Below are 26,548 nucleotides of genomic sequence, written 5' to 3'. Positions count from 1 at the left end.
TCGACTACCTCGTGTTCTTGGTCATGTGAGTCATCTGACGCATCAGGACTTCCTGGGTCGCTTCCGCCCGTGGGATCTCACCGGTGAGCCGGCCGGCCGCCATCGTGTACACGCGGTCGCACATACCGAGCAGTTCGGGGAGTTCGGAGGAGATGAGGATGACGGCCTTGCCCTCGGCGGCGAGCTGGTCGATGACGGTGTAGATCTCGTACTTCGCGCCGACATCGATACCGCGCGTGGGCTCGTCGAGGATCAGCACCTCGGGTCCGGCGAAGATCCATTTGCTCAGGACGACCTTCTGCTGATTGCCGCCGGACAGCCGGCCGGCCTGTTCGAAGACCGTCGGCGCCTTGATGTTCATGCTCCCGCGGTACGACTCGGCGACCCGTGTCTCCTCGTGCTCGTCGACCACCCCGCGCCGGGCGACCTTCGACAGACCGCTCAGGGTGATGTTCCGGCCGATGGTGTCGATGAGATTGAGCCCGTACCGCTTGCGGTCCTCGGTGACATACGCGATGCCGTGCCCGACGGCCTCCGGCACCGTCCGGGTACTGATCTCCCGGCCGTCCTTGAGTACGGTCCCGCTGATGTTCGTGCCGTACGCGCGGCCGAAGACGCTCATGGCCAGTTCGGTGCGGCCCGCGCCCATCAGCCCCGCGATCCCCACGATCTCGCCCCTGCGGACCTGGACCGAGACGCCGTCGACGACCTTGCGCTGCTGGTCGATCGGGTGGTGCACCGTCCAGTCGCGCACCTCCAGCGCGGGGTGCGCGCCCGGATCGCCCTCGTAGGGGGTGCGTTCGGGGAAGCGGTGGTCGAGATCGCGGCCGACCATGCCCCGGATGATCCGGTCCTCGGTGGTCGACTCGGCCTTCACATCGAGGGTTTCGACGGTCCGGCCGTCCCGCAGGATCGTGACGGAGTCGGCCACCTCCGCTATCTCGTTCAGCTTGTGCGAGATGATGATGGAGGTGATGCCCTGCTCCTTCAACTCCCTGATCAGCCTCAGGAGCTGGGCGCTGTCGCCGTCGTTGAGCGCGGCGGTCGGCTCGTCGAGGATCAGCAGCTTCACCCGCTTCGCGAGCGCCTTCGCGATCTCCACGAGCTGTTGCTTGCCGACCCCGATATCGGCGACCCGGGTCCCCGGACGCTCGTCCAGACTCACCCGTTCGAGCAGTGAGGCCGCGTGTCCGAGGGTGTCGTTCCAGTTGATGAAGCCATGGGTGGCGTGCTCGTTGCCGAGGAAGATGTTCTCCGCGATCGACAGGTAGGGGATCAGGGCGAGTTCCTGATGGATGATCACAATGCCCTGGGCCTCGCTGGCCCTGATGTCGCGGAAGGCGCAGGGGGAGCCCTCGAAGAGGATCTCGCCGTCGTAACTGCCGTGCGGATGGACCCCGCTGAGCACCTTCATCAGGGTCGACTTGCCCGCTCCGTTCTCGCCGCAGACAGCGTGCACCTCGCCCCGGGCGACCGTGAGGCTGACATCGGAGAGCGCCCTGACCCCGGGGAAGGTCTTCACGATGGAGCGCATCTCCAGGACGGGCGTCGTCACGTCAGGTCACTCGCCTTGAGGTAGCCGGAGTCCACCAGTTCCTTCCGGTAGTTCTCCTTGTCGACGCTGACCGGCTTCAGCAGATACGCCGGGACGACCTTGGCCTTGTTGTCGTACGACTTCTCGTCGTTGACCTCGACCTTCTCGTCCTTCAGCATCGCGTCCGCCATCCGGGCGGCCGTCCTGGCCAGCAGGCGGATGTCCTTGTAGACCGTCATGGTCTGCCCGCCGGCGATGATCGACTTCACCGAGGCGACCTCGGCGTCCTGCCCGGTGACCACCGGATACGGCTTCGCCGACGTCCCGTAGCCATCGGACCTGAGCGACGACAGAATGCCGATGGAGATGCCGTCGTACGGCGAGAGCACCGCGTCCACGTGCCGCGAGCCGTACGACTTGGTGAGCAGGTCGTCCATCCGCTTCTGCGCGGTGCCGCCGTCCCAGCGCAGGGTGGTGACCTGGTTCAGCCGGGTCTGTCCGCTCCGGACGACGAGCCGCTTGTCGTCGATGTACGGCTTGAGGGTCTTCATCGCGCCGTTGAAGAAGTACTGGGTGTTGTTGTCGTCGGGGGAGCCGGCGAACAGCTCGATATTGAACGGGCCTTTCCCGCCGCCGTCCTTCAGACCCAGCTTGTCGATCAGGTAGGTGGCCTGGAGGACACCGACCCTCTCGTTGTCGAACGACGCGTAGTAGTCGACATTCTTGGTGCCGAGGATCAGCCGGTCGTACGAGATCACCTTGATGTCGTGGTCCGCTGCCTGCTGGAGGACATCGCTCAGGGCGCTGCCGTCGATAGCCGCGACGACCAGGACACTCACACCCTTGGTGATCATGTTCTCGATCTGGGCGACCTGTTGGGCAACGTTGTCCTCGCCGTACTGGAGGTCGGTCTCGTAGCCGAGCTTCCTGAGTTCGCCGACGACGTTGTTGCCGTCGGCGATCCAGCGTTCCGACGACTTGGTGGGCATCGAGATGCCGATGGTGGAACCCTTGCCGCCCTTCGTGTCGTCCTTGCTGCCGCCCTCACCGCTCTGCCCGCAGGCGGCGAGCGAGAGGACCAGCGATACGGCGGTGACGGCGAGTGCGGCTCGGCGAGTGCGCATGGGGCATCAGTCCTTGTCCGGGGTCATGACTGGTCTGGGGTCAGGGGGAAGCGGCTGAGCGGACCGGGCAGCCGGGAGCCGGGCGGCGACATTCCGCCGTCGGCGCCGTGCCGGATGAGCAGATCGAGGACGAGCCGGCCGCGGCGGACCCGTTCACGGGCGCTGCTGAGGGCGGTGTCCCGCACCTGGGCGCCGTACGGATAGATTCCGGGCGACTTCGACAGCCCGAACTTGAGATAGAGCGGGGCGCCGCGGCGGATCAGCTCCGCCGTCTCGTACATCCGCACATAGCCGCCGAGATCGTCCGGCGCCTCGATATAGAGGTCCATCGGCGCCCGGCTCGCCCGGCGGATCTCACTGAAATGCGCGAGCGCCAGATCCGAGGGGATATTGATCGAGTCGGCGCCCAGCTGCTCGAACACCGCGTACGACGCCGGGTTGACCGGGCCGATCAGCGCCGACACCTTGAACGTGGTGTCGGCGGGCAGTACGCCCCGGGCGCGCAGCCGGTGCAGGGTCCACAGCACGCCCTCGTCCGCGACGAGCAGACACCTCACCCCGAGTCCGGTCGCGCGCAGGGCGTCCTCGACACAGCCGGCCAGGGCGTCATGGCCCCGGGCGCGCAGTCCCGCGCCGCCGGAATCCGTACGGGTCGAGCCGCCGGTGTCCCACGTTCCGCGCGGCCCGGTGAACAGACACAGCTCGATGCCGCGGGACGCGCAGGCGTCGGCCATCTCGGTGATGTCGGCGTCGGAGAGCATCCAGACACCGCTGCCCTGGCTGACGCGGTGGATGGGCACATCGAGACGGGCCGACTCCTTGAGGACCTCCGCCAGACACTCGGGGCCCTCCACCGAGGGGACCTCGGTACGCCAGCGGCCACCGTCGGGGAAAGCGTGCGGGGAGGCGTCCGCGGGGTGGGGTGCGGGCGCGGTCAGTCCGATCGTGGTGAGCGCCTGTTCGCCGGGGCGGCGGGGGGCGGGGGCTGATACGTCGGTCACGGACGTGTCCTCCGGTTCAGTGGTGCGCGGTGTGGTGCGCGTCCGGCTCGGGTCAGGGGCGCAGCAGCACCTTTCCGGTGCCCGGAGCGCCGCCGCCGACCAGCGTCACGGCCTCGCCGTACCGCTCCAGCGGGAATTCGTGGGTGATCAGCGGAGCCGGGGCCAGCAGCCCGGCGGTGAAGGCCCGTACGGCGAAGGTCCAGGCGGCGGACGGCGCGCCGAAGACACCGCGTACCGTGAGCTGACGCACCGTCAGGAGCGCGGGATCGATCCCGGTCGCGCCGGGGGCGAACATGCCGGTGAGTACCACCCGGCCGCCGCGCCGGGCCAGCAGACAGGACGAGGCGGCCGTGGACGGTGCGCCGGCGGTCTCCACCACCAGGTCGTACCGGCCCCGCAGTTCCTTCGCGTCCTCGGGGGTCCCGGTCAGGGTCGCGCCGAACCGCGTCGCCTGCCGGGTCTGTTCGGACCGTGGATCGATCACCGCCAGCTCGGCGGGGGAGGAGGCCGTGAGCAGCTGCACGGCGAGGAGCCCCAGAGTGCCCGCGCCCACCACCGCGATCCGCTCACCGGGCTCGGGCCGGCAGGACCGTATCGCCGCGGCCACCACGGCGGCCGGTTCCAGCAGGGCGGCGGCCCGCAGATCCGCGTCGTCGGCGAGCGGATGCAACAGCCGTGCGGGTACCACGACATGGTCGGCGAACGCACCGGGAACGGTGAAGCCCGTCTCGTCGTAGCCGCCGGCGCACAGCGAGGTCTCGGCCGCCCGGCACCGCGCGCAGATCCCGCAGGCACGGAACCCCTCGGCGACCGTGGCGCGGCCGGTCAGCCGTGCGTCGACGCCCTCGCCCACCGCGTCGACCGTCCCGGCCCACTCATGCCCCGGAGTCACCGGATAGCGCACATGGGCCGCGTCGCGATGGCCGTCGTACACCTCGCGGTCGCTCATACAGATCCCGGCGGCGGCGACCCGTACCCGCACCTCGCCGGGCCCGGGGACGGGTAAAGGGCCGCTCACCAGCCGGTGGACACCTGGCCGGTCGACGACGATCGCCCGACTGACCGCCGCGTCCGCCGTCGGGCCCGTCACCGCGGCTTCCTCGGCTCGCGCTTCTCCCAGCCCTCGGCCCACAGATCGAACCGCGCGTGCTGCTGAGGGAATTCGGCCGCCGCCGCCACATCGAACTCGACCCCGAGACCCGGCGCGTACGACACCTCGAAACACCCCGTCACGGGATCGACCTCCGGAGCGCCGGTGACGACCTTCTTGATCTCCGCGTCCGCGAAGTCATTGAAGTGCTCAAGAATCTTGAAGTTCGGTGTGCAGGCGGCCAGTTGAAGGCTCGCGGCGGTCAGCACCGAACCGCCGACATTGTGCGGTGCGATCAGTGTGTAGTGGGTCTCGGCGGTCGCGGCGAGCTTCCGGGCCTCCAGGATGCCGCCGATGTGCCCCACGTCCGGCTGGATGATGTCGGCGGCCCCCGACTCGAACAGCTCCCGGAACTCGATCCGGTCATGGATCCGTTCACCGGTCGCGATCGGCGACTCGACCTTCTCCGCGACCTTGCTCAGGGCCTTGAGATTCTCCGGCGGCACCGGCTCCTCCAGCCAGGCCGGGGCGTACGGCGCCATCTCGCGCGCCAGCCGTACCGCGGTCGACGGGCTGAAGCGGCCGTGCATCTCCAGCATCAGCTCCGCGTCGGGCCCGATCGCGTCCCGTACCGCCTCGATCAGCGCCACCGCCTCGTTCGACGCCGCCCGGTCCAGCTCGAAGTGGCCGGTGCCGAACGGGTCGATCTTCAGGGCCCGGTAGCCGCGCGCGATCACCGCCCCGGCCGCCCGGTGGTACGCCTCCGGGGTCCGTTCCGTGGTGTACCAGCCATTGGCGTACGCCTTGACCCGGTCGGTGACCCTGCCGCCGAGCAGCTGCCACACCGGTACGCCCAGTGCCTTGCCCTTGATGTCCCAACAGGCCATTTCCACGACGGCGATGCCCGACATCACGATCTCGCCGGCCCGCCCGTAGTCGCCGTACTTCATCCGCCGTACGAGATCCTCTACGGCGAACGGGTCGGAGCCCTGGATGTGGTTGGCCTCGGCCTCGCGTAGATAGCCGAGCAGCGCGTCCGTTCTGCCGAGCATCCGGGTCTCGCCGACCCCGGTGAGCCCTTCGTCCGTATGAACGAGGACATAGGTGAGGTTACGCCAGGGCGTACCGACCACATGTGTGCTGATTCCCGTGATGCGCACGGTAGTTGCCCTCATCTCGTTCGGTATTTCGGCACCCGTTCGAAATCGTGGCGTGACGGTATTCAGGCACTCCGAGGGGTGTCAATGGGGTGCGCGCCGGTTAGTCTGTGTTCGTCATTCCGGCCAATGGTCGAGGTACCGAACAGGAGGGGTGGGTGAGCGGTCGTGGGACGGCTGGTCCCCGCGGTGACGCGGGCCCTGGACATACTCGAACTGTTCCTGGACGGCGACGGCACGCTCTCCGCCCCCGATGTCATCAGGAAACTCCAACTGCCGCGCACCACCGTGCACGAACTGCTCACCACGCTCGCGGCCCGCTCGTATCTGGCGGCCGTCCCGGGACAGCCCGGGCGCTACCGCCTCGGTGTGCGCTCCTACCAACTCGGCAGCAGATACGCGGAACAGCTCGATCTCGCCGCCGAGGGCGGGCATGTCGCCCGTGAGATCGCCGAGACATGCGACGAGACCGTCCATGTCGCGATCCTGGAGGAGACCGACGTCATCTACATCGCGAAGGTGGACTCCACGCACGCGGTCAGGATGGTCTCGGCGGCCGGCCGCAGACTGCCCGCCCACTGCACCTCGGTCGGCAAGATGCTGCTCGCCTCACTGCCCGCCGATGAGCTGGAGAACCGTATCGCCGGGCATGAGTTCACCGCGATGACGCCCGCGAGCATCACCGATCCGGCGGTACTGCGGGCGGAGTTGGCCGGGATCAGGGAGCGCGGTGTCGCCGTCGAGCACCGCGAGTCCAACCCCGATGTGAGCTGTGTGGCGGCGCCGGTACGGGACAGCGGTGGCCGGGTCGTCGCGGCCCTGTCCATCTCCGTGCCGATGATCCGGTGGAGCGACGCGCGCGAGGAGGAGCTCGCCCGGCTCGCCGTGGAGGGCGCGGGCGCGCTTTCGGCGCGGCTCGGTCACCGCGGGTGAGCGACCGTGGCCTCGGAGGCGAGAATGGGCGTATGCCCCGACGCCCCGCTCACCCCGGCCGATCCGCTCGCACTGCTCGCACTGCTCGCACCGGCCGCCCCGCTCGCAGTGGCCGGTCCGCCGTCACCGCCGGCTCGCCCTGCCCCTGCGGGCTGGACGCGACGTACGGCGCGTGCTGTGGCCGGTTCCACACGGGTCCCGCCACCGCGCCCACCGCCGAGCTGCTGATGCGCTCCCGCTACAGCGCCTTCGCCGTCCTCGACGCGGCCTATCTGCTGCGCTCCTGGGACCCCGCCACCCGTCCGCCGGCCGTCGATCTCGACCCCGCGACGCGGTGGACCGGCCTGGAGGTCCTGGACACCACCGACGGCAGCCCGTTCCACACCACGGGCACGGTCACCTTCCGGGCCCATTTCACCCAGCGGGGCGAGCCGGATGTCCTGGAGGAGCGCAGCCGGTTCGCGCGCCACGACGGGGCCTGGGTGTATGTGGGGCCCGCCTGAGCGGCACCTTTGCCGAGTGGTCTCCGGTCACAGCACCACCACCGGGCGGAGCACATCGCCCTGGTGCTCCGGGTGAACGCCTCCTCGACGCTGTCCGGTGCGATGGTCTCGGTGACGAACGCCTCCAGGTCCAGCCGGCCCCCGCCGGTACAGATCGATCAGTATGGCGGGTGTCCGATTGCCCGCCGCTCAGGGCGGACGGCGGCTCACCCGCCGCGCGGGAATGCCGACGATCCGGTATTGACAGGTGCGATTCCGCTACTGCATCGCCGTTCAGTAAACGCCCCCTCCGAGGGCCATCCCACGCGCCGGCTCGCACCGGGGCGCCGTTCCCATCACCGTGAGTGGTGCCCAGCCTGTACCGTCGCCGCCCGCCCCGCCGGCGCCCCTCCCGGGGCGGTCCGGAGGACCTGACCGCTCCCGGCGTCCCACCGCTCCGTACGGCGTCCCCGCCACCGGAGGGCCGCCCCCGTATCCCCCGCGAACGCACCGTCTGCGACGAGTGCCCCACACCGGACGGAAGCCATGACAGCCGGCCCACTGAGTACCCCTCGCACCACCACCGTCGACGCACCGCCGCACCTTCAGATGATCTGGACCGATCCGGTCACCGGACGGCAGGGATTCGTCGTCATCGACCGGCTGGTCAGAGGTGTCGCCAGCGGTGGACTCCGTATGCGCGAGGGCTGCACGCTCGACGAAGTACGCGGCCTGGCGGCCGGAATGACCCGTAAGGAAGCGCTCCACTACGACCCGGCCGGCCGCTATGTCCCGCTCGGTGGCGCGAAGGGCGGCATCGACTGCAGCCCGCACGACCCGGAGGCACGCGCCGTCCTCCGCCGCTTCCTCGACGCCGTACGGTCCGTCCTCAAGCACCACTGGACCACCGGCGAAGACCTCGGCGTGCGCCAGGACACCATCGACGAAGTCCTCACCGAACTGGGCCTGGACAGCTCCATCGAGGCCATCTACCCACTGCTTGACGACCCCGCGGAAGCACGCCGGCGACTGGCGGACGCGTTCGCCGTCGAGGTCGGCGGAATCCCGCTCCCCGAACTCGTCGGCGGCCTCGGTGTCGCCGAATCGGCCCTCACCGCGCTCGACCGCCTCGGCATCGCCCGCACGTCGGCACGGGCCGTCGTCCAGGGCTTCGGATCGATGGGCGGCGCGACCGCCCGCTACCTCGCCCGGGCGGGTGTCACCGTGGTGGGTCTGGTCGACGCCCGCGGTGTGATCGTCAACCCCGAGGGGCTCGATGTCGAGCGGCTGCTCCGCACGCGCGACGCCCTGGGCGGAATCGACCGCGCGCAGCTGCGCCCCGGCGACTCCCAGCCCGCCGACGGCGCCTGGCTCGACCTCGACTGCGAGATCCTTGTCCCGGCGGCGGTCTCCTACTGCATCGACGCGTCCGACCAGGCGCGGATCAAGGCCCGGATCATCGCCGAGGCCGCCAACATGCCCACACTCCCCGAGGCGGAGGCCGCGCTGCACGCACGCGGCATCCTGGTCCTGCCGGACTTCGTGGCCAACTCGGCGACGAACGCCTGGTGGTGGTGGACGCTCTTCGGCGACATCGGCGCCGATTCCGGCCAGGCCCACGCGAAGGTCGGACAGGCCATGCGCCGCCTCACCGGCGACATGCTCGCCGACGCCGAGAAGCGCGGCGTCACACCGCGTGAAGCGGCACTCGGGGTGGTCGACCGCCAGCTCGCCCGTATCGAGGCCAGGTTCGGCCGGCACACCGGCACGACCGGAACACACCGCACGGGAGGCGGCCATGACGACCGGCGCTGAACTCGTCGCGGCCGGAGCGTGGACGGCGGGGCTGCTCGGCAAGCACCTCACCCTGCCCCCGCTGACCGTCACACAGCAGGACACATTCCACTTCCGGCGGCTGGACCCGGCGGCCCCCGCGTGGCCCAGCGTTCTCCACGAGCGGGGCGACGGCGTCCACCACCTGGCCGGTGGCAGGGACGGCGGTCCGGACGGCGACCGTAAGATCCTGACCGACTGCCCGACCGACTGCCCGACCGGGCGCCAACGGGCCGCCGGACGGCCGGGTTTTCCTGACATCCGAGTCAGGAGGCCCGAGTAAGGTGTCCTCCGTGACACGCAAAAAGGTTGTCCTGAGGCGTGAGGAAATCCTCGAAGCGACAGTGGAGCAGATCAAGCTGCGGGGCATCGCGACCACCCGCGTCGCCGATGTCGCCGGGGCGCTGAAGGTGAGCAGTGGGCTGGTCCACTACCACTTCGCCACCAAGGAACTGCTCGTCGAGGAAGCCTTCGCCTACGCGGCGCGGCGTGAGATGGAGGCTCTGCGGACGACGGTCGCCCGGTCCGGCTCCGTGGTGACCCGGATGAAAGCGCTGATCCGGCTGTACGCGCCGACGGGACAGGCGCCCGGCTGGCGGCTGTGGATCGACGGCTGGTCGGCGGGCATGCGGGACAAGGGTCTGCACGACGTGATGCGGGAGATGGACGAGGAGTGGAAGTCCCGCATCATGTCGCTGGTCCAAGAGGGAATCGACAACGGCGAGTTCCACTGCGCCGACGCCCGGGTCGCGGCGTGGCGGATCACACTCTTCCTCGACGGTCTCGCCGTGCAGCTCATCGCCCGGCGCGGAGCCCTGGAGAAAGCGGAAGCCTCGCGGTGGGTGCGTGAGCACGTGGCCGCGGAGCTCGGGATCGATCCCGCGGCCCTCGGGCCGCGCCGTGCCGCCGTACAGAAGGCCGACCTGTCCTGAGGCGCGCGCCGGGACCGTACGCCGTCTCCGCGTACCGGGAGTGCGGGAACGCGGGAGTGAGGGGGGCTCAGTGACAACCGGACATCGGGCCGGGCCGGTCTCCGACCGCGCGGGAGGCTCAGGGCGCCGACTCGCCTTCGTGGCGCTGACATGCGCCACCGCGGTCTGGGGCTGGAGTTATCTGGCGACGCGCTGGCTCCTCCCGGAGATGGGCACGGCGAGTCTGGTCGCCGTCCGCTTCCTCCTCGCCGGACTGATCATGGTGGCGGTCAGACCCCGCGCGATCGTGTCGCTCGGCCTCCGGCACACCTGCGCCGGACTGGGGCTCGCCTGCTTCCTCGGCGCCGGAACGCTCCTCCAGATTCAGGGCCAGCACTACATCCCGCCCTCCCAGTCCGGCTTCCTCACCTCGCTCTTCGTGATCCTGACTCCGCTGGTGGCATGGACTCTGTTCAGGACGAAGGTCACGAGGGGCGTCTGGGGCGGTGTGATCGCCGCGACGGTCGGCCTGGGCGTCATCGCCTTCAACGGGGTCTCCTTCAGCTTCGGCACCTGGCTGACCCTGGCGGGCGCGCTGTCGTATTCGGTGCACATGGCGCTCCTGTCGGCGTACGCGTCGGCAGACAGGGTCTATGGGCTGGCCGCGCTGCAGATCCTCGGCACCGGCGTACTCGCCTCGTTCTGGGCGGTACCGAGCGGGATCGATCTCCCGGACACCCCGGCCGGCTGGGGCTGGCTCGCCTACTCGACCCTGCTGGCGACGCTCGGCATGTACGCGGTGCAGACCTGGGCGCAGTCCCGGATCACCGCCGCGAGCGCGGCGGTCGTCATGGCCTGCGAACCACTGTTCGTAGCCCTCTTCAGCCTGCTCGTCGGGGCTCCACTGGCGAACCGGACGATCGTCGGCGGCCTGCTGATCCTGCTGGCGATGTATCTCGTCATCCGTGTCGACCGTCCGGTCGCGCCGCCGCTCGCCGATCCGCTCGCGGTCGCGCGGGACGAATGACAGCCCGGCGGACCTCGTTCTCGGCCAGCCAGTCGCTCCACCAGAGGTCGGCGGAGAGATAGGAGCCGTGCTCCAGCATCAGTTCGATGCCCTCGTCGTCGAGGTAGCAGCCGTGCTCGATGGAGCGGACGCCGGCGCGGGCCGCCCTCCTGATGCCCTCGCTGCCATGGGCGTGGACGGCGGCATACGCCCCGTACAGGGACGGCCCGGCCTCCGCGCGACGGCAACGGCGAACTCACCGCTCCAGCACGGCCATGGCCGCGTTGTGCCCGGGGATACCGCTCACACCACCGCCGCGCACCGCGCCCGCGCCGCAGAGCAGTACGTTCGTGTGCGAGGTCTCCACTCCCCAGCGGCCGGTGCCCTTCTCCTCGTCGGCGAACGGGAACGCCAGCGACCGGTGGAAGATGTTCCCCCGCGGCAGTCGCAACTCCTCCTCCAGATCGAGGGGTGTCTTCGCCTCGACGCACGGCCTGCCGTCCTCGTCCCGTACCAGACAGTCGGCGATCGGCTCGTCGAGCACCGCGTCGAGTTCGGCGAGAGTCGCCTTGAGGAGGGCCTCCCGCTTGGTGTCGTGGTCTTCCGTGAACAGCCGCGCCGGAGTGTGGACTCCGAACATCGTCAGCGTCTGGTAGCCGCGGGCGACCAGCTCGGGGGCGAGGATGGTCGGGTCGGTCAGCGAGTGGCAGTAGATCTCCGAAGGCGGTGACGACGGCAGCGCGCCTCCGGCCGCCTCCCGGTAGGCCCTGGCCAGTTGGCCGTATCCCTCGGCGATGTGGAACGTACCGGAGAACGCCTCGCGCGGGTCGACGGACGTGTCACGCAGCCGCGGCAGCCGGCGCAGCAGCATATTGACCTTGAGCTGGGCGCCCTCGGGCCGGTCGGCGGGAGTCTCGTCGCCGACGAGCCGGGCGAGGGCCTCGGGGGACGCGTTCACCAGGACCTTGCGCGCCGCGACGGTGCCTTCTCCCGTACGGGAGCGATACGTGACGACGGAGTGGGGTTCGTCCGGGTCGATACGGAGCACTTCGTGGCCGGTGGCGATCTCGGTGCCGGCCGCGCGGGCCGCGCGGGCCAGCGCGTCGGTGAAGGCGCCCATACCGCCGACCGGAACGTCCCAGTCTCCTGTGCCACCGCCGATCACGTGGTACAGGAAGCAGATGTTCTGGGCCAACGACGGGTCGTGCGCGTCACTGAAGGTGCCGATGATGCCGTCGGTGAGGACGACACCGCGCACCAGGTCGTCCCTGAACCGCTCTTCGATCGCGACACCCAGCGGCTGCTCGAAGAGCATGTGCCAGGCGGCGTCGTCGCCGATCCGCGCGCGGAGCGCCTCGCGGGTGGGCAACGGCTCGGTGAGCGTGGGGAAGACGCTCCTCGCGACGCGCCCGGTCGTGGCGTAGAAGTCCTGCCACGCCTCGTACTCGGCGTCGGATCCCGTGAGGGCCCGGAAGGACGCGCGGGTGCGTTCCTCACCGCCCCCGACGAACAGCCCGGTCGGGCGCCCGTCGCGCACCGTGGGCGTGTAGGAGGCCACGGAGCGTTTCCGTACGGCGAAGCTCAGCCCCAGGTCGTCGACGACCTTCGACGGCAGGAGGGAGACGAGGTACGAGTAGCGGGACAGACGCGCGTCCACGCCCGCGAAGGCCCGGGTCGACACGGCGGCGCCTCCCGTGACACCGAGACGTTCGAGAACGAGCACCGAACGCCCTGCCCGAGCGAGATACGCGGCGGCCACCAGCCCGTTGTGACCACCGCCGACAATGACGACGTCGTAGACGTCCTTGGTGAATTCCGCTTGTGCAGCCATGACTCTTGGTAACACGCTCCTGTCCCGGATCGCAACGAATACTGATTGACTCAGCAGTCAGTAAATGGGAAATCTGCGCGCTGACTCCTGAATCAATACCGTGGGATCGGGCCCGTATCCGCCGGACCGGCCCTAAGAGGTGTGCGACCCGCGCACGGCCGCGCCGTCCGGACGTTCCAGCGCGACGAAGCGGCGACCCGCCACCGTCCACTGCTCGGACGGCGCCCAGCCCGTGGCGCGGGCGTGCCGTACGAGCGCGCGGGCGCCGACCCGGGCCCACGAGAACGCCTCGCCAGGAGCGCCGTTGCCATTGTCGACCCGTACCCGGACGCGCTCGTCCAACTCGGCGTCCGTTCCGGCCGCCGCCGCCTCGACGATCAGCGAACCCGCCGTGCCGACCACCCCGGTGAGCCGGGAGAGCAGCGCCGGCGGATCCCCGCCGATACCGATATTGCCGTCCATGAGCAGCGCGGTGTGCCAACCGCCCTCCCGGGGCAGCGGATCGAACACCGACCGCACCAGGGCGCTGCCGCCCGCGCGTACGGCGCGCGCCACGGCCGCCGGGCTGATGTCGATGCCCAGGGAGGGGCGGCCCCGGGACGCCAGCGCCGCCACGAGCCTGCCGGGACCGCAGCCGATGTCGAGTACGGTGCCCCGGCAGCGCTCAAGCACCGTCAGATCCGCGCTGTCGGGCTCCGCGCACCAGCGCTCCACCTCCAGCGGCAGCAGCCAGCCGTCGGAACGCCGCAGGAAGAGCGGGCCGCGGCCGGTACGCAGCGCGTCGGTGTACGGGTCCGCCTGCCAGGGAGCCGTACGGCGCGGTCGCAGGGCGCCCGCGGCGGGTGACCGGGGCGGGGCCGGGGCGTGGGCCTGGACACGGGCCTGGGACTGGGCCTGGGCGGTGGTCTCGGCGGTCGTCATCGCACCCGGGCCCCGGCGAGCCGGCCGAGGGCCGCGGCGAACCGGCTGTCCGGTGCCTCGGCCGCGACCAGTGTGGCGTCCCGCGCGGTGTCGACATCCCGCAGCGGCGGCAGATCCCGTACGGCGAGCCCCGCGTCCAGCAGCCGCGCGCGCTGTACGGCCCCGGTCTCGGGCACCGACATCGGTACGCCCAGCAGCAAGGCGGGGTCAGGGGCCTTGAGACCCAGCGCCCAGAACCCGCCGTCCAGAGCGGGCCCGAACCACGCGTCGGTGTTCTGCCAGGCGTCGGGAGCGAGAGCGGGGGCCAGCAGCTCCGGGGTGAGCTGCGGAGTGTCCATCCCCACGAGCACGGCGGGCCCCGTACAGAGCCCGAAGGCGGCGGCCAGTCGCTCGTCCAGCCCGCCGCCCGACTGCGGTATGACCTCGATCCCGGCCGGCAGCCAGCCTCCCGGGACACCGTCGAGGACGAGCAACCGCCGTTGTACGGGCGCGGCCAGCACGGCCGCGAGGGTGTCGCACAGCGCCGCCTCCGCGAGCGACGCGGCCTCCTCCGGCCGGAAGGGGGGAGTGAGCCGCGTCTTGACGCGCCCGGCCAGGGGCGCCTTCGCCAGTACGAGGAGAGTGGTCATCGGGCACCCGCCCGGCTCGTCCCGCTCCGCCCGGCCCGCGAGCCGTCCGGGCCGGCCCCGGCCGGCGGCTCCGCCAGCACCCCGCGCATGTCGTGCACCGCCTGCCAGGTGCCGCGCCAGGTGCCGGTCACCTTCGACCTGCCGGTACGCGGCAGATACGGCACATCGCGCTCCACCACCCGCCAGCCCGCGTCGGCCGCCCGTACGACCATCTGGAGCGGATAGCCGCTACGGCGGTCCGTGAGACCGAGTCCGAGCAGCGGCTCGCGGCGCGCCGCGCGCAGGGGGCCGAGATCACGCAGCCGCAGGCCGGTTCTGCGGCGCAGCATCCGCGCCAGCGCCAGATTCCCGGCCCGCGCGTGGGCGGGCCAGGCTCCGCCTGTCTGCGGCCTGCGGCGGCCGAGCACCAGATCGGCCCGGCCCGCCGCGATCTCCGCCACGAAGGCGGGCAGCAGCCCGGGGTCCAGGGAGGCGTCGCAGTCGCAGAAGCAGACGAACTCCGCCTCGGCCGCGAGCAGTCCGGCGTGGCAGGCGGCGCCGAACCCGCGCCGCGGTTCGTGCACCACCGTCGCGCCGAGCCCGGCGGCGATCTCCGCGGAGCCGTCGGCCGAGCCGTTGTCGACGACGATCGCGCGCCAGCCGTCCGGCATGTGCTGGAGCACCCAGGGCAGGGCGCGGGCCTCGTCGAGGCAGGGGAGTACGACGTCAACCGTCGTGGGTTCGGAGGAGGTCACGTCCATCACCGTATGAATTCGGGAACCGACAAAAGGGATGTGAGGCCTTACGAAACACGGACATCCACGGGGTGGCGACCGGCCCCGGGCCGTTCGGGTCACAGCACACCGCGCGGGATCGCGCCAGGGCAGCCGGGACCGGCCCGGGACGCCGTACCGCTCCGGGCCGCGCGTACGCGACGTTCAGAGAACCGCGGGCGCCCGCTGGCCGGCCGCGGCGAACTCCGCCATGCCCTCGGCGAATCCGACCGAGGGCCGCCAGCCGAGCTCCGCCCTGAGCCGCTCCGAGGACGCCGTGATGTGCCGGACATCGCCGAGCCGGTACTCCCCGGTGACCACCGGCTCGGGGCCGCCGTGCGCCGCCGCCAGCGCCCCGGCCATCTCGCCGACCGTGTGCGGCTCTCCGCTGCCGGTGTTGAACGCGGTCAGCACGCCGGGCTCCCGGATCCGTACGGCACTCAGCGCCAGCGCGTTCGCCGCCGCCACATCCCGTACATGGACGAAGTCCCGCCGCTGCCCGCCGTCCTCGAAGACCCGAGGGGCCTCGCCCCTGGCGAGCGAGGAGCGGAAGAACGAGGCGACCCCCGCGTACGGGGTGTCGCGCGGCATCCCCGGCCCGTACACATTGTGGTAGCGCAGCGAGACGGCCCGGCCGCCGGTCGCCCGCGCCCAGGCCGCCGCCAGATGCTCCTGGGCCAGCTTCGTCGCCGCGTACACATTGCGCGGATCCGTGGCCGCGTCCTCATCGATCAGCCCCGGCGCCAACTCCGCACCGCAGGACGGGCAGCCGGGCTCGAAGCGCCCGGCGTCCAGGTCGGCCACAGTCCGTGGCCCCGGCGCGACCCGGCCGTGCCGGGGGCAGTCGTAGCGGCCCTCGCCGTAGACGACCATCGACCCGGCGAGCACCAGATCCCGCACCCCCGCCTCCGCCATGGCCGCGAGCAGTACGGACGTGCCCAGATCGTTGCAGCCGACGTAGTCCGGGGCGTCCGCGAAGTCCTTGCCGAGCCCGACCATCGCCGCCTGGTGGCAGACCGCGTCCACACCGGCCAGGGCTGCCGCGAGGGCCGAACGGTCCCGTACGTCGGCGTGGATCCACTCCGCCTCCGGTGGACACGGTGGTGGGACGGGGTGCGCCGAGGGCAGCAGGGCGTCCAGGACGACGGGCCGATGGCCGAGGGAGCCGAGAGCGGTGACGATGTGCGAGCCGATGAAGCCCGCGCCTCCGGTGACGAGTACACGCATGGCGGGGACGCTATGCGGACCCCGGCCGCCGCGCGCGGCCACGCGCCGGGGCGTCACAGGTCCGTAAGATCGCGGCCCCCGTGTGGCCGACCGGGTGTGCGCGGGGCGCGCTCAGGGACCGGGCGCCCGCAGCACGTCCGCGAGGTCGTACCGCACCGGCTCCTCCAACTGCGCGTACGTGCAGCTCGCGGGCGTACGGTCGGGCCGCCAGCGGCGGAACTGCGCGGTGTGCCGGAACCGGTCGCCCTCCATATGGTCGTACGCGACCTCACACACCCGCTCGGGCCGCAGCGGAAGCCACGACAGATCCTTCGTCCCGGACCAGCGGCTCGGCGCGCCAGGCAGCCGGGCGCTCTCGTGCGCGGACTCCTCCGCCCACGCGGCCCAGGGATGGCCCTCCGCCGACTCCATGCGCAGCGGGGCCAGTTCCTCGATCAGCTCCGCCCGGCGCTTCATCGGGAACGCGGCGCACACCCCGACATGCTGGAGCGCGCCCGCCGAGTCGTACAGCCCCAGGAGCAGCGAGCCCACCACGGGGCCGCTCTTGTGGTGGCGGTAGCCGGCGACGACCACATCCGCCGTCCGCTCGTGCTTGATCTTGTACATGGACCGGGTGTCCGGCAGATACGGCAGATCGAGAGGTTTGGCGATCACCCCGTCAAGACCGGCGCCCTCGTACCGCTCGAACCACTCCCGGGCCACCTCGATATCGCTCGTGGCGGGCGCGAGATACACCGGGGGGTGCAGCACCGCGAAGGTGGCCTCCAGCGCCTCTCTGCGCCGCGCCAGGGCGATCGTGAGCAGTGAGGTGTCCCCCAGGGCCAGCAGATCGAAGATCACGAAGCTCGCCGGGGTCCGCTCGGCGAGCAGGTCCACCCGGGACTTCGCCGGATGGATGCGTTCGGTCAGCCGGTCGAAGTCCAGCCGGTCCTCATGGACGATCACGATCTCACCGTCCACCACACAGCGTCCGGGCAGCTCGGCGCGCAGGGCACTGACCAGCTCCGGGAAGTACCGGGTCAGGGGCTTCCCGGTCCTGCTGCCGATCACCACCTCGTCGCCGTCCCGGTGGACGATCGCCCGGAAGCCGTCCCACTTGGCCTCGTACTGCATCCCGGGCGGGATACGCGCCACGGACTTGGCGAGCATGGGCTTCACGGGAGGCATCACCGGCAGATCCATGCCCCGATTGTGCTCGGGAACGGCGGGCCGCGCCCGATATGCGCTCCGCGCGGGCCCGGCCTACGGTGGCGCACATGGGTGGTGCAGCGGTGGAGCTGGAAGCGGGCGGCAGGGCCGTACGGCTGTCCAGCCCGGACAAGATCTACTTTCCCGAGCGCGGTTTCACCAAGCTGGACGTCGCGCGCTACTTCCTCGCGGTCGGACCCGGCATCCTGCGCGCCCTGCGCGACCGGCCCACCACCCTGGAGCGCTTCCCCGAAGGCGTCGAAGGCGAGTCCTTCTTCCAGAAACGCGCCCCCAAGAACCTCCCCGACTGGATCCCCACCGCCCGTATCGACTTCCCCAGCGGCCGATCGGCCGACGAGATCTGCCCGACGGAGGTCGCCGCGGTCCTGTGGGCCGTGAACCTCGGCTGTCTCACCTTCCACCCCTGGCCGGTGCGCGAGGGCCGCACCGACCACCCCGACGAGCTGCGCATCGACCTCGACCCACAGCCCGGCACGGACTTCAAGGACGCGGTCGCCGCCGCCCACGAACTCCACGCGTTCCTGGAGGAACAGGGGCTGCGCGGCTGGCCCAAGACCTCCGGAGGACGCGGCCTCCATGTGTTCGTACCGATCGAACCGCGCTGGACCTTCACCGAGGTGCGCCGGTGCGCCATCACCGTCGGCCATGAACTGGAGCGGCGGATGCCGGGCCGGGTGACCACCGCCTGGTGGAAGGAGGAGCGCGGCCGGCGGATCTTCGTCGACTACAACCAGACCGCCCGCGACCGCACCATCGCCTCCGCCTACTCCGTACGCCCCAAGCCGCACGCCCCGGTCTCCGCGCCGCTGCGCTGGGCCGAGCTGGACGATGTCGCCCCGCGGGACTTCGATCTGGCGACGATGCCGGTGCGCTTCACCGAAGTGGGCGATCTGCACGCCGAGATGGCGGACCGGCCGCACAGCCTGGAAGGGCTGCTGGAACTGGCCGACCGCTACGAACGGGACCATGGCCTGGGGGACATGCCGTACCCGCCGGACTACCCGAAGATGCCGGGGGAGCCGAAGCGGGTCCAGCCGAGCCGGGCCAGGAAAGAGGAACCGTAGACGCGGATGTGCCCCCTCTCCACCGGAGAGGGGGCACATCCGTGGTGATGGTTCCGCGGCCTACAGCTCCTTGATACGGATGTCGCGGTACGAGATCACGTCCGTCGTGCCGTGGACCTGGAGCCCGACATAGCCGGAGGCATACCGCCGGCCGTCCGTGCCGGGGTCTCCGGCGCGCTCCGGGTAGAAGGTCTGCCCGCCCACATTGTCGAACTCGTTGATCACGACACCGTTGCGCAGGATCGTGAAGTGCTGGTCGACCACCCGGATCTCGTAGTCGTTCCAGGTGCCCTTCGGAGTGACCCCGGCGCCGCCCAGACCCACGCGGTCGAAGCCGTAGATCGAGCCGGTCTTGTACATGTCGCCGTCGGGCCGGTCGAGGATCTGGATCTCATGGCCGTAGTTGATGGCGACCCACTCCGGCCGGGACTCCTCCGGGTGGTCGTGGACATTCGGGAAGCGGACGAACACACCGCCGTTGGCGTTGCCATTGCCCGGGGCGTCGTCGCGGAACTGGAGCTTCAGCGAGAAGTCGCCGTACTTGCGCTCCGGGAACCACAGCATGCCCATGCCCTGGACCGTGGTGCTGCTGGTGATGGCACCGTCGCCGGAGAGCGCGAACTTACCGCCGCCGACCTGCTGCCACTTGGCGAGGGACGCCGCCGTGCCGTCGAAGAGGGAACGGTAGCCCTCGGTCTGTCCGGGCCTGCCGATCTTGGACTGCTTGGCGGCCTTGGTGATCTTGTTGAACTCGCGCTGGTCGATGACATTGTCGGCCAGCAGCTTGTCGAGCACCGTGTCGACGTGCTTGAGGAAGAGGGCGTGCGAGCTCCAGTCCTTCTCGTCCTCGATCAGCTCGTTGATCGTGCACCGGTTACGGGTCAGCCGGTTCGGCACACCCGTGTCGACCGTACCGACGATGACCGTCAACCGCTCGTCGAACTCCGGGCAGTTGGGCGCGGGAACGCCACCGCCCTGCGCGATGGTGAACGACGCCTGCTTGGCCTGCGCGGTGTTGCCGGCCTTGTCTGTCGCCCGGTACGCGAGGACGTGGTAGCCGACCTGGTCGACGATCACGGGCGCCGTGTACGCGAGATACGGTCCGCCGTCGAGGGAGTACTCGATCTTGTCGACCCCGGACTCGGAGTCGGTCGCGGTCACGGTCGCCCTGGCGCTGGTGATGAACGCGCCGTTGGAGTTCTTGTCACCGGTCACGACCGCACCGGTCACCGGCGGGGTGGTGTCCTTCGCCGGCGCCTCCACGACCGTGAAGTCGACGGACTTCTCGGCCGCCGCGTTGCCCGCCTTGTCGCTCGCGCGGTAGCGGACCTTGTGGGTGCCGATCTGGTGCACCATCACCGGAGCGGTGTACGTCTGCCAGGCGCCATCGGCCCCGAGCGCGTACTCGATCTTGTTGACGCCCGAGCCGGTGTCCGAGGCGGTGACGGTGACCGTGGCCATCGTCAGATAGTTGCCCGCCTCGTCCTTCTCGCCGCTCACGGTCGCCGAGGTCTCCGGCGGGGTCGTGTCATCGGTCGGCGGGGCGACGACCTTGAACGAGACGGACTTCTCGGCCGCCACGTTCCCCGACTGGTCGGTGGCCCGGTATCTGATCGTGTGATCACCGACCTGGTCGACCACCACGGGAGCGGTGTACGGCTGCCACGGTCCGTCGGCGCCGACCGCGTACTCGGTCGTCGCCACCCCGGAGCCCGAGTCGGTCGCCGTCACCGAGACCGTCGCGGAACCGACGTACGCGCCGTCACCGTTCTGCTGCCCCTCCACCTTGGCGTCGGTCTCGGGGGGAGTGGTGTCCCCCGGCCCGACCTCGGTCACGGTGAGCACACCGGTCATCTGACCGTGCCCCGGGATGGAGCAGTGGAAGCGGTACTTGCCCGGAGTCAGATTGACCTCGACGGTGTACTTGCCGCCGTTGGCGTCACCGGGGTTGGCCAGGATGTTCAGCTGGACGTCGTTGTTGTACTCGGGATCGGACACGTCGAACGTCAGCGTGTGCGGCATCCCGGTGGTGTTGCCGGTCGCCGCGCTGTTCTCGAAGACGATCGTGGTCGGCCCGGCCAGCGCGGTGGTCGGGAAGGAGAGGTACTTGTCGATGGGGTCGCCGGCCGTCCAGGTGAGCACCTGGGCCGCGGCCGCCTTCCCGCCTTCAGTACGGTCGTCGGTACGCCCGTACGCCGCCGTCGAGGTCAGCCCCAGCACCATCAGGAACGCGCCCACCAGGGCCGTCCACAGGCGTAGAGGCCGATTCCTCAGGAGAGATCGGTGTCTCACTGCGCCGCCTTCCTGACCAGATTCTCGGCGGCGGGTGTCGCCGCGCCGCCCTTGTACGTCACGCGCCACAGCGCGGACTGGTTGTCCGAGGTGAAGAAGCCCCGCCCGTAGTCGAGGACATAGAGCGAGCCGTCCGGGGCGAACTTCCAGTCCATCAGATTGCGGATACCGCCCTGACCGACCGGAATGATCTTCTTCAGCGACTCCGCGGTGACGGGCAGACCGCCCTTGCCGACGGTCTTCGGGTCCGTCACCACCGCGTGGCGCGGGCTGTCCGCGGCGTCGTAGAAGTCACCCACGAACCACTTGCCGTCCCAGTACTCCGGCCACTTCTCGGTGCTGGCGCTCTGCGCGTCGTACCGGTAGAGGGGGCCGTTCATGGTGGCCTGGCCGCCGCCCTTGAGCCACGGCAGAAGGTACTTGGCCTCCTCCGGCTTGTAGCTGGGCACACCGTTCGCGTCACGCGGGTAGTCCGGGGCACCGCCCTGCGGCGAGTACCAGATGGTGTTGCCCGTGACGGGAGGCAGATTCACCAGACCGTCGTTGTTGGGCGACTCGTTCTTCGGCGCGGCGCAGTCGTACCAGCCGAGCGGCTTGGACGGGTCGGGCAGATTACGGTCCCGGTAGGGCTGGTTGTTGCCCATGCAGAACGGCCAGCCGTGGTTGCCCGCCTTGGTGATCGCGGCGAAGGTGTCGTACTTCGCCGGGCCCCAGACGGTGGACGGCGAACCGGCGTCCGGGCCGACCCAGCCCGCGTACAGCGTGTCGGTCTTCTTGTCGATGGAGATACGCGCCGGGTTGCGCACACCCATCACATAGATCTCGCCGCGGGTCTTGCCGCCGCCCTCGGCCTGCTCCTTGCCCGTGAAGAGGTTCCCCTCGGGCAGGGTGTACGTGCCGTCGGACTCCGGGTGGATACGGAGGATCTTGCCGTTCAGGTTGTTGGTGTTGCCCGCGGTGCGGCGCGCGTCCGCGAAGGAGACACCCTTGTAGTTCGGCTGCGGGTTGTTGCCCGAGTAACCGTCGCTGAATCCGGACGAGTTGTTGTCGCCGGTCGCGATGTAGAGGTTGCCCTTCGAGTCCCAGGCCATGCCGCCGCCGGCGTGGCAGCAGCTGTTCACCTGCACCGGCCACTTCAGCAGGACCTTCTCGGAGGCGAGATCCAGCTTGTTGGTCGCCAGGTCCAGCGTGAAGCGGGAGACGCGGCGTTCCGCCATCCGGGTGTCACGGTTGAGCTGGGAGTGCGGGGTGTAGTGCAGATACACATAGCCATTGGTCTCGAAGGCGGGGTCCAGCTCGATGCCGAGCAGCCCCTCCTCGACCTTGATCAGCTCGTCGCCGCCGCCCTTGTTGCCGAAGATCGTCAGCGCGCCCGCGAGCGTCGCCTTCTTCGTCTTCGGGTCATAGACATGGATCTGGCCCAGACCCTTGCCGATGTTCGGGTCGGCCCAGTCGGTCACCACGGGGGCGCTGTTGTCGCCACCGCCGCGGCCGATGTAGAACACGCGGCCGTCGGGCGCCACGACCATGCCGTGCGGCTCGCCGATCTGGTCCTGCTGGCCCGCCTGGTTCGGCTGAGTGACGCGCTCCGCCTTGTAGTTGGAGTCGATCGTCGCCTTGCAGTCGGCGGGGGAGATACGGGTGGTCCACTGGAGCGCGCCGCGCAGATGGGCGCGGAAGTCGGTCTCGGCGTACGAGTCGGCCGTACCGCCCATCCCGGTGTAGAAGGACCGGCCGCCGTCGTAGTCACGGCACCAGGAGATCGGGTGGTCGGCGCCGTTGGCACCCGTGCCGGGCTTGTAGCTGGCTTCCCTGACGCGGGCGACCGTATGCACCTTGCCGGTCGGGTTGGTGGTCCAGTTGAGCCACTTGTCCGGCCGCTTCCACTCCAGCGGCAGGTTCTTGGTCGCCGGGTTGACGCGGTCGCCCACCTCGACGGTCGCGCGCTGGACAGTGGTGGGGCTGGTCGTGGGACGCGCCCCGATCAGCCCGGTGAACCAGTCCGAGTACGGCTCCGTACGGGCCGCGTCATGAATGCCGAGGAAGCCGCCACCGGCCTCCACATAGGTTTCGAGACCCGCCTCCTGCTCGGGATCGAGTACATCGCCGCCGCCCGTGAGGAAGACGACCGCGTTGTACTTGCCGAGCTTCTTGGCGTTGGTGAAGACCGAACCGTCGTCCGTCGCCTCGGTCGTGAAGCGTCCGGCCGCGGGGCCCGTCAGCCCGATCGTCTCGATGGCCTCGATACCGGCGTTGACGACCGGCGACTCCTCGGTGGCCGAGGCGTGGAAGACCAGGACCTTGACCTTCTCGCCGCCGGGCGGCGACGGAAGGGACAACGTTGTCGACGACGGCTCCGGGTACGGCTTGGCCGTGGCGGCGGTACCGCCGAGCAGGGACGCCGCCATGGTGCCGGCCACCAGGGCCGCGGCCATTCCGCGCCTGGATCTTGACCGGTGATGTGGTGCGCGCTGCATGTGTTCACCCACCCCTCTTTGGTCACAGCAACAGCGCCTGAAGCTAGACCTCTTTGGTCAGTTCGCCAATAGGTACGACCGCATTCCCACCAACTTTGTCCTGAGTGTGGATAAACGAAGATCACTGGTCTACCGTGTGGCCGTCCCCGGGGCCTCATGTGCCCCGTAAATATCCGTACGGCACTGGGGAGTTCGGTATGGCCATGGACAGACGGAGCTTCAATCGGCGGCTGTTGGCGGGCGGCGCGGTCGCCGCGACGGGGGTGACATCGTTGTCGGTGGCCTCGGCCCCCGCGGCCACCTCGGCCCCCGCGGCGGTGACCCCGCCCAGAACCGCACCGGCGGGCGGTCAGGTACGTCATCTCAAGCTCTACGCCGAGACTTTGCCGAACGGTCAGATGGGCTACGGCCTGGAGAAGGGCAAGGCGAGCATCCCGGGCCCGCTGATCGAGATCACGGAGGGGGACACCCTCCATATCGAGTTCGAGAACACGACGGATGTGGCGGCCAGCCTCCATGTCCACGGCGTGGACTACGACATCGCCAACGACGGCACCAGGATGAGCAAGAGCCATGTGGAGCCCGGCGGTACGCGTACGTACACCTGGCGCACCCATACACCCGGCAAGCGCGCGGACGGCACCTACCGGCCGGGCAGCGCGGGGTACTGGCACTACCACGACCATGTTGTCGGGACGGACCACGGCACGGGCGGTATCCGGAAGGGCCTCTACGGTCCGGTGGTTGTCCGCAGGAAGGGTGACATCCTCCCGGACAAGCAGTTCACGATCGTCTTCAACGACATGACGATCAACAACAAGCCCGGCGCGGAGAGCCCCAACTTCGAGGCCACGGTGGGGGATCGTGTCGAGATCATCATGATCACGCACGGCGAGTTCTACCACACGTTCCATATGCACGGTCACCGCTGGGCGGACAACAGAACGGGCCTGCTCACCGGCCCGGAGGACACCAGCCGTGTGATCGACAACAAGATCACCGGCCCTGCGGACTCCTTCGGGTTCCAGATCATCGCGGGCGAACTCGTGGGCGCGGGCGCCTGGATGTACCACTGCCATGTCCAGAGCCACTCGGACATGGGGATGGCCGGCCTGTTCCTGGTGGCGAAACCGGACGGCACGATCCCGGGGTACGAGCCGCACCATCCGGGGTCGATGGGGGCGGGGGACGCGAAGGGGGCGGGGGACGCGAAGGGGGCGGAGCATTCGGGGCACTAGGGAGGGGGGATCCGTAGATGGGCCCGGTCCGTTGCCGGCTTCGGGTGGGTGGGCCCTGCGGGGCTGCGCGGGAGTGGAGTGGGGCGGCCCGGCCCCGGCTCAGCGGGTTGATGTGAGTGGGTAGCTGGGACTCATGCCCCGCTGGTGGCGGTTCGACTTCGGGTGTGGGTTCGTGCCGAGGGGTAGTCGGGGTGGCCCGGAGGGTTCTGAGACGGGTGGGGGCCGCCCCTAGGTTTCAGTTTCGCGGTTGCGGGTTGGGCGTCAAGGGCGCTCCTTCGTCGCGTCGGCTGCGCCGATTCCGCTTCGCTTCACCCTTGACTCCCAACCCTCCACCGCAAGTGCTGCTTTGAGGGGGGCGGCCCGGGGGGGAGGGGTCCCCGGGAAAGCACCCATGTGCGGAGGGTCCGTTCCCGGCCTCGGGTCGGTGGGTGGTCTGCGCGGCAGTGGAGTGGGGCGGCCCGGCCCCGGCAAAGCGACTGACCGTCGGGAAGGGGCCGGGATTCATGCCCCGCTGGTGGGGGTGTGTGGGTGGTGGGGTGGGTGTGACTCATGAGGCGCTGATTGGGCGGGTCGGAGGAGGTGATGTGTCGTGGGGACGACTTAACCGAACCCAGGACGCATCACCTGCCTGAGGGCCCCGGAATGGTCCGCCAAACTGGGACATAGGGGTCAGGTGGCGGGCTCGTCGGCTCGGCTGACAGGTGTACCCGTCAATGGACTGTCACCAGCGGGGCATGAGTCCCAACTACCCACCTACATCAGCTCGCTGAGCCGGTGCCGGGCCGCCCCACTCCACTCCCGCGCAGCCCCGCAGGGCCCACCGACCCGAGGCCGGGAATGGACCGTCCGTACATGGGTGCTTCTCCGGGGACCCCTCCCCCCCCGGGCCGCCCCCCTTCAAAGCTGCACTTGCGGTGGAGGGTTGGGTGTCCAGGGTGGAGCGAAGCGGAATCGGCGCAGCCGACGCGACGAAGGAGCGCCCTTGACGCCCGACCCGGAACCGCGAAACTGAAACCTAGGGGCGGCCCCCACCCGCCATCGGACCTTCCGGGTCACCCCGACTACCCCTCGGCACTGACCCACACCCGAAGTCGAACCCCCACCAGCGGGGCATGAGTCCCAGCTGCCCACCCACGACGCGTCCCGAGTTCGCTCACATCGCGCTGATCGACCGCGCGTAGCTGATCTGCCCCATGACCATCTGGAACGTGCCCGCGTTGTTGGCCGGGATCATCGTCGCGTGGTGCTTGCCGCCGCTGGTGACCGTGACCTGGATGAAGCCCGTCGTCGTCTTCTCCTTCATCAGGAGGAAGAGCAGCCCGAGCAGACAGAAGACGAAGAAGACGATGGCCAGGATGATGGCGTGCGTCGGGATCTTCTCCTCCGTGCGGGACATGTCCGTCGCGTTCCAGACCGCGCCCCTCAGGGGCAGCGTGCCCGACGGGGTGATGATCGAGTCGCCCACGACCGTGATGTCACCGATCGACACCAGCGGTGTCCCGTTGGCGCCCGGCGGTAGCGGGGACAGCGCGCCGGACTGCGGATAGCCGTAGCCCGGGGCGGGGGTGGCGCCGGGGTAGCCGTAGCCGGCGGTGGGGGCACCCGCCACTCCGTCGGCGAGCGTCGGGCTGGGGAAGTCGTACTCCGGTACCCCCGGCGCACCGGTCGGCGGAGTGCCCGGAGGGGTGCCCGGCGTCGGACCCCACTTGTACTCGCCGTCCCCGTACGGATTGGGCTCAGTCATCTCGTCATCTCCCCGTTCCCCTGGGCTTGTCGACAGGTTCGATCCTGGCACAGGAAGGGCCCGTTTCTGTATGACGTACCCACAGAAACGAGC

General features: G+C 70.0%; 22 protein-coding genes. 8 read left to right on the top strand and 14 right to left on the bottom strand.

Going from position 1 to position 26,548, the window contains the following annotated elements:
* Positions 1-4: 4 nt before the first annotated feature.
* Genes mmsA through AB0M67_RS00485 form a run of 5 tightly spaced genes read right to left on the bottom strand, consistent with a single transcriptional unit; the run spans position 5 to position 5,909 of the window.
* Positions 5-1,555 (bottom strand): multiple monosaccharide ABC transporter ATP-binding protein, encoded by a 1,551-nt coding sequence (gene mmsA / locus AB0M67_RS00505; RefSeq protein ID WP_365740987.1) that lies wholly within the window; start codon positions 1,553-1,555, stop codon positions 5-7.
* Positions 1,552-2,658: a multiple monosaccharide ABC transporter substrate-binding protein gene (gene chvE / locus AB0M67_RS00500; RefSeq protein WP_365740985.1), complete on the bottom strand. Its 1,107-nt coding sequence runs from the start codon at positions 2,656-2,658 to the stop codon at positions 1,552-1,554. The genes mmsA and chvE overlap by 4 nt, the downstream gene beginning before the upstream one ends.
* 23 nt (positions 2,659-2,681) lie before the next feature.
* Positions 2,682-3,659, bottom strand: a complete 978-nt coding sequence (locus tag AB0M67_RS00495; RefSeq protein ID WP_365740983.1) for a hypothetical protein — start codon at positions 3,657-3,659, stop codon at positions 2,682-2,684.
* Positions 3,660-3,711: 52 nt separating this feature from the next.
* The gene (locus AB0M67_RS00490) at positions 3,712-4,749 is read right to left on the bottom strand and encodes an alcohol dehydrogenase catalytic domain-containing protein (protein WP_365740981.1); all 1,038 of its coding nucleotides are present in this window, start codon (positions 4,747-4,749) and stop codon (positions 3,712-3,714) included.
* A complete protein-coding gene (locus AB0M67_RS00485; RefSeq protein ID WP_365740979.1) occupies positions 4,746-5,909 on the bottom strand; it encodes a mandelate racemase/muconate lactonizing enzyme family protein in 1,164 nt (387 codons plus the stop codon). Before AB0M67_RS00485 ends, AB0M67_RS00490 begins: the two co-directional genes overlap by 4 nt.
* 165 nt (positions 5,910-6,074) lie before the next feature.
* Between AB0M67_RS00485 and AB0M67_RS00480 the strand changes: the two genes are divergently transcribed.
* The 6 genes from AB0M67_RS00480 to AB0M67_RS00455 all read left to right on the top strand — a co-directional run bounded on the left by AB0M67_RS00480 (position 6,075) and on the right by AB0M67_RS00455 (position 11,092).
* Positions 6,075-6,839: an IclR family transcriptional regulator gene (locus tag AB0M67_RS00480; protein ID WP_365740978.1), complete on the top strand. Its 765-nt coding sequence runs from the start codon at positions 6,075-6,077 to the stop codon at positions 6,837-6,839.
* A 32-nt stretch (positions 6,840-6,871) separates the two neighbouring features.
* The gene (locus AB0M67_RS00475; RefSeq protein ID WP_365740976.1) at positions 6,872-7,342 is read left to right on the top strand and encodes a YchJ family metal-binding protein; all 471 of its coding nucleotides are present in this window, start codon (positions 6,872-6,874) and stop codon (positions 7,340-7,342) included.
* Positions 7,343-7,930: 588 nt separating this feature from the next.
* Positions 7,931-9,136 (top strand): Glu/Leu/Phe/Val dehydrogenase dimerization domain-containing protein, encoded by a 1,206-nt coding sequence (locus tag AB0M67_RS00470; RefSeq protein ID WP_365741809.1) that lies wholly within the window; start codon positions 7,931-7,933, stop codon positions 9,134-9,136.
* Positions 9,120-9,437 (top strand): hypothetical protein, encoded by a 318-nt coding sequence (locus AB0M67_RS00465; RefSeq protein ID WP_365740974.1) that lies wholly within the window; start codon positions 9,120-9,122, stop codon positions 9,435-9,437. Before AB0M67_RS00470 ends, AB0M67_RS00465 begins: the two co-directional genes overlap by 17 nt.
* Before the next feature lie 10 nt (positions 9,438-9,447).
* Positions 9,448-10,086 carry a TetR/AcrR family transcriptional regulator gene (locus tag AB0M67_RS00460; protein ID WP_365740972.1) on the top strand — a complete coding sequence of 213 codons (639 nt, stop codon included), beginning with the start codon at positions 9,448-9,450 and terminating at the stop codon, positions 10,084-10,086.
* A gap of 70 nt (positions 10,087-10,156) precedes the next feature.
* Complete coding sequence (locus tag AB0M67_RS00455; RefSeq protein ID WP_365740970.1) at positions 10,157-11,092, top strand: DMT family transporter; 936 nt, start codon at positions 10,157-10,159, stop codon at positions 11,090-11,092.
* A 235-nt stretch (positions 11,093-11,327) separates the two neighbouring features.
* On the opposite strand, the gene AB0M67_RS00450 is transcribed toward AB0M67_RS00455, so the two are convergent.
* The 6 genes from AB0M67_RS00450 to AB0M67_RS00425 all read right to left on the bottom strand — a co-directional run bounded on the left by AB0M67_RS00450 (position 11,328) and on the right by AB0M67_RS00425 (position 17,613).
* Complete coding sequence (locus AB0M67_RS00450) at positions 11,328-12,902, bottom strand: NAD(P)/FAD-dependent oxidoreductase (RefSeq protein WP_365740968.1); 1,575 nt, start codon at positions 12,900-12,902, stop codon at positions 11,328-11,330.
* A 132-nt stretch (positions 12,903-13,034) separates the two neighbouring features.
* Positions 13,035-13,823, bottom strand: coding sequence for a class I SAM-dependent methyltransferase (locus tag AB0M67_RS00445; RefSeq protein WP_365740966.1), 789 nt, complete (start codon positions 13,821-13,823; stop codon positions 13,035-13,037).
* Positions 13,820-14,452 carry a DUF2064 domain-containing protein gene (locus AB0M67_RS00440; RefSeq protein WP_365740964.1) on the bottom strand — a complete coding sequence of 211 codons (633 nt, stop codon included), beginning with the start codon at positions 14,450-14,452 and terminating at the stop codon, positions 13,820-13,822. Before AB0M67_RS00440 ends, AB0M67_RS00445 begins: the two co-directional genes overlap by 4 nt.
* Positions 14,449-15,192, bottom strand: coding sequence for a glycosyltransferase family 2 protein (locus AB0M67_RS00435; RefSeq protein ID WP_365740962.1), 744 nt, complete (start codon positions 15,190-15,192; stop codon positions 14,449-14,451). The genes AB0M67_RS00440 and AB0M67_RS00435 overlap by 4 nt, the downstream gene beginning before the upstream one ends.
* A 177-nt stretch (positions 15,193-15,369) precedes the next feature.
* Entirely contained in the window at positions 15,370-16,431 is a 1,062-nt protein-coding gene (locus tag AB0M67_RS00430; protein ID WP_365740960.1) for an NAD-dependent epimerase/dehydratase family protein, read from the bottom strand.
* A gap of 111 nt (positions 16,432-16,542) precedes the next feature.
* Entirely contained in the window at positions 16,543-17,613 is a 1,071-nt protein-coding gene (locus AB0M67_RS00425; RefSeq protein ID WP_365740959.1) for an ATP-dependent DNA ligase, read from the bottom strand.
* Between the two features lie 74 nt (positions 17,614-17,687).
* Between AB0M67_RS00425 and ligD the strand changes: the two genes are divergently transcribed.
* Complete coding sequence (gene ligD, locus AB0M67_RS00420; RefSeq protein ID WP_365740957.1) at positions 17,688-18,704, top strand: non-homologous end-joining DNA ligase; 1,017 nt, start codon at positions 17,688-17,690, stop codon at positions 18,702-18,704.
* Between the two features lie 60 nt (positions 18,705-18,764).
* Here ligD and AB0M67_RS00415 read toward each other — a convergent pair whose 3' ends face one another.
* Together AB0M67_RS00415 and AB0M67_RS00410 are read right to left on the bottom strand one after the other, a co-directional pair.
* Complete coding sequence (locus tag AB0M67_RS00415; RefSeq protein ID WP_365740955.1) at positions 18,765-20,996, bottom strand: family 16 glycoside hydrolase; 2,232 nt, start codon at positions 20,994-20,996, stop codon at positions 18,765-18,767.
* Positions 20,993-23,473, bottom strand: coding sequence for a ThuA domain-containing protein (locus AB0M67_RS00410; RefSeq protein ID WP_365740953.1), 2,481 nt, complete (start codon positions 23,471-23,473; stop codon positions 20,993-20,995). Before AB0M67_RS00410 ends, AB0M67_RS00415 begins: the two co-directional genes overlap by 4 nt.
* A gap of 203 nt (positions 23,474-23,676) precedes the next feature.
* On the opposite strand from AB0M67_RS00410, the gene AB0M67_RS00405 reads away from it, so the two are divergent.
* Positions 23,677-24,711: a multicopper oxidase domain-containing protein gene (locus tag AB0M67_RS00405; RefSeq protein ID WP_365741807.1), complete on the top strand. Its 1,035-nt coding sequence runs from the start codon at positions 23,677-23,679 to the stop codon at positions 24,709-24,711.
* A gap of 1,153 nt (positions 24,712-25,864) precedes the next feature.
* On the opposite strand, the gene AB0M67_RS00400 is transcribed toward AB0M67_RS00405, so the two are convergent.
* Complete coding sequence (locus tag AB0M67_RS00400; RefSeq protein ID WP_365740951.1) at positions 25,865-26,455, bottom strand: hypothetical protein; 591 nt, start codon at positions 26,453-26,455, stop codon at positions 25,865-25,867.
* Between the last annotated feature and the right edge of the window lie 93 nt (positions 26,456-26,548).

Source organism: Streptomyces sp. NPDC051662, assembly GCF_040681655.1.
In the GTDB taxonomy this organism is placed as follows: Bacteria; Actinomycetota; Actinomycetes; order Streptomycetales; family Streptomycetaceae; genus Streptomyces.
This window is presented reverse-complemented; position numbering and strand designations above follow the sequence as displayed.